General features: G+C 51.5%; 4 protein-coding genes. All 4 read left to right on the forward strand.

The window, feature by feature from the left end; translation table 11 throughout:
* The first annotated feature begins 364 nt into the window (after window positions 1–364).
* The 4 genes from D5270_RS16280 to D5270_RS16295 are packed head-to-tail and all read left to right on the forward strand — an operon-like array spanning window position 365 to window position 3,028.
* Window positions 365–1,165 (forward strand): YqaJ viral recombinase family nuclease, encoded by an 801-nt coding sequence (locus tag D5270_RS16280; RefSeq protein WP_166545063.1) that lies wholly within the window; start codon window positions 365–367, stop codon window positions 1,163–1,165.
* A gap of 6 nt (window positions 1,166–1,171) precedes the next feature.
* Window positions 1,172–1,351 carry a hypothetical protein gene (locus tag D5270_RS16285; RefSeq protein ID WP_166545064.1) on the forward strand — a complete coding sequence of 60 codons (180 nt, stop codon included), beginning with the start codon at window positions 1,172–1,174 and terminating at the stop codon, window positions 1,349–1,351.
* A gap of 1 nt (window position 1,352) precedes the next feature.
* The gene (locus D5270_RS16290) at window positions 1,353–2,168 is read left to right on the forward strand and encodes a recombinase RecT (protein WP_166545065.1); all 816 of its coding nucleotides are present in this window, start codon (window positions 1,353–1,355) and stop codon (window positions 2,166–2,168) included.
* Window positions 2,168–3,028: a hypothetical protein gene (locus D5270_RS16295; protein WP_166545066.1), complete on the forward strand. Its 861-nt coding sequence runs from the start codon at window positions 2,168–2,170 to the stop codon at window positions 3,026–3,028. Before D5270_RS16290 ends, D5270_RS16295 begins: the two co-directional genes overlap by 1 nt.
* The last annotated feature ends 85 nt before the right edge of the window (window positions 3,029–3,113 follow it).

The following is a 3,113-nucleotide window of genomic DNA, read 5'->3' on the forward strand; positions in this document are numbered from 1 at the left end:
CGCCAAGGACGCCGCCTGGGACGCCGCCTGGGCCGCCAGTGACGCCGCCTGGGCCGCCAGTGACGCCGCCAAGGACGCCAGTGACGCCGCCAAGGCCGCCAGTGACGCCGCCAAGGACGCCGCTAGAGCCAAGCAAGCCGCAATCTTACGGCTGCTGCTGATAGAATAAGAGAAAGGAGACCCTACTAATGCAGTACAAAACATGCCCCAACTGCGGGGCTCACCTGGATTTTGGAGAGCGGTGCGACTGTGTGGACAAAAAAGCGCCGCCCCCGGAGGCTGGTCCGAAAAGCGGCAAGAAATTAAATTCAAATTTATTTTACCATGAAAGTGTCAAAAAGTCAATCCCAAGGGGGACATTGAAATGAATGGATTTATAAAAATACCTGTACAGGAAATGAGCTGGGAGGAATGGCTGAAAGAACGGCGCGGAAGTATTGGCGGCTCAGACGTGGGGGCCCTTCTGGGCCTCAACCGGTATCGTTCTCCCTACACCGTATGGGCTGAAAAGACCGGCCTGCTGCCCGAGCAGCAGGACAATGAGGCGATGCGCCAGGGGCGGGATTTGGAGGATTATGTTGCAAAGCGTTTTATGGAGCGGTCTGAAAAACAAGTTGTCAGATACAATTATCTGCTTAGAAGTGCGGAATGCCCGCACCTTCACGCGAATATAGACCGCCGCATTTTGGGCGAGCGTTCAGGGCTGGAGTGTAAGACAGCCTCGGCGCTGAACATGAAGGCATATAAAGGGGGACAGTTCCCGGAGAGTTACTATGCGCAATGTGTATCGTATCTGGCGGTTACCGGCTGGGAGCGCTGGTACTTGGCGGCGCTGGTGCTGAACAAAGCATTTTTTATATACCAGCTTACCACCAGGGCAGACGATATTACCCCTGAATGGTGTGACGGCAGTGTGTATGTACCGGCGAGTGAGATAGCCGTGCTCAAACAGATGGCGGCTGATTTTTGGGAGCAGTATGTAGAGACCGGCACCCCTCCTCCAGTAGACGGCAGCGACAGCACTACCGAGGCTTTAAAAACAATCTATTATGAAGATAATGGGGGTGAGGTTGAGCTTTTTGGACGAGAGGGCAGCTTTGCGGCATATACCCAGCTAATGGGTACAAAACGTGATATAGAGCGGCAGCTGGAGGAGGTAAAATAGATTCTGATGCAGGACATGGGAAATGCTTCCAGGGCCCGGTGCGGGAAGTATAAGCTCAGCTGGGCCAGTCAGGAGAGGAAGACGCTGGACGTCTCCAAGGTCAAAAAGCTCTATCCAGATATAGACCTGAGCAGCTGCTACAGGACAACACATGTCAGGCCATTTAAAATAACGGAGGAAAAGTGATATGGCAAACATTATAGAAAAGGCTGCAGAGAAAAGACTAAGTCAACACAGGCCCGCCACTATGCAGGACTACATAAAGAAGATGCAGGGGGAAATTACAAAAGCCCTTCCGTCGGTTATTACGCCGGAGCGCTTTACAAGGATAGTGTTTTCCGCGCTGTCTACCAACCCAAAACTACAGGAGTGCAGCCCACAGAGTTTTCTTGGGGCAATGATGACTGCCGCCCAGCTTGGACTTGAGCCTAACACGCCCCTGGGACAGGCCTATCTCATACCATATAAGAACCACGGCCAGCTTGAGTGCCAGTTCCAGCTTGGATATAAGGGTCTTATAGACCTCTGCTACCGTAGCGGAGAGGTGAGCACTGTTCAGGCACATACAGTTTATGAAAATGATACGTTCGAGTACGAGCTGGGATTAGACAATAAGCTGAGGCATGTGCCCGCGAGCTCCGGGCGGGGAGTCCCAACTCACTTTTACGCCTTGTTCCGCACCATAAGCGGCGGTTATGGCTTCGAGGTCATGAGCATAGAGGATATCCGCACTCATGCCCAAAGGTACAGCAAGAGCTACGGCAGCGGCCCATGGCAGACAAATTTTGAGGAAATGGCAAAGAAGACTGTCCTAAAAAAGGCGCTGAAATACGCTCCTATGAAAACGGAATTTGCCCGCAGCTTTTCGGCTGATGAGAGCATTAAGACCCAGCTGGACGCCGATATGCTTTCTCTGCCAAATGAGGCCTATATAGAGGTTGAGGCTACTGTGGATGAAGAGACTGGGGAAGTTATTGAGGTGAGTAAACAGGCGGTGCAATAATGCCGAACAGGATAATTAAGGAAAGTATCCGAACAAGTAAGACCGTGAATGCCATGACAGACTTTCAATTTCGGATATGGGTATATTTGATTACATACGTTGACGATTACGGCAGAGGGAGCGCTGACCCAGAGATAATTAAGGGCTTTGTGCTCCCAAGAAGGAAACGGGTATCGGAATCCGACATAGAAAAAACGCTTGCAGAGTTGGCGGGTATGGGCTGCATTTCCCTCTATGATGTGGATGGGGAATCCTACTTTTACTTCCCAAACTGGAGCAGTCATCAAAGGATTCAAACAAAGAAATCAAAGTTTCCCGAGCCGGTAAACAGTGAGTCACGGTGTACCACGGTGAGTCACGGTGAGTCACGGTGTACCACGGTGAGTCACGGTGAGTCACGGTCTGAATCCGAATCCAAATCCGAATACGAATACAAAAAGGGAAAGTCCGAACTCTGCGAGCCCGGACAAGCCTGGCCTTCGCCTGCAAAGTTTTCCTCGGAAGACAACGCATACCAGGCAGCAGTATACCTGGACAGGCAGATACAGGCACGCTTTGAGGGGCAGAAATCCGTGGGAGAGAAGCGCCTGCAGGCCTGGGCTGTAGAGTTTGACCGCTGCCATAGGCTGGACGGTCATAGCTGGGAGGATATCAGTAAGGTGCTAAGATTTTCCCAAAAGGACCCTTTCTGGTCACAGAACATCCTAAGCGGCGGGAAATTCCGTGATAAGTATCTCCAACTGCTGGCAAAAATGCGGACGCCAGCCGCAGGGAAGGCGCAGCCACAGCAGGCAGAAAAGAGCTACGATATCCATGAACTGGAAGAGCTGGCAGGATTAAGGCTGCCGGAAAAATTGTGAAGGGAGCAAAAGGTTTATGAAAACCGTGACATTAGAGGAGTTCAAAAAGTTCAAACCATGCTGGCTGGAAACAGCAGAAGGCAGA

The organism is Acutalibacter sp. 1XD8-36, assembly GCF_009917525.1.
Classification (GTDB): domain Bacteria; phylum Bacillota; class Clostridia; order Oscillospirales; family Acutalibacteraceae; genus Acutalibacter.

What these genes read in the sequence shown, in the direction of transcription:
- D5270_RS16285 (WP_166545064.1), top strand. Translation starts at nt 1,172, where the DNA reads ATGCAGGACATGGGAAATGCTTCCAGGGCCCGGTGCGGGAAGTATAAG.
- D5270_RS16295 (WP_166545066.1), top strand. Translation starts at nt 2,168, where the DNA reads ATGCCGAACAGGATAATTAAGGAAAGTATCCGAACAAGTAAGACCGTG.
- D5270_RS16280 (WP_166545063.1), top strand. Translation starts at nt 365, where the DNA reads ATGAATGGATTTATAAAAATACCTGTACAGGAAATGAGCTGGGAGGAA.
- D5270_RS16290 (WP_166545065.1), top strand. Translation starts at nt 1,353, where the DNA reads ATGGCAAACATTATAGAAAAGGCTGCAGAGAAAAGACTAAGTCAACAC.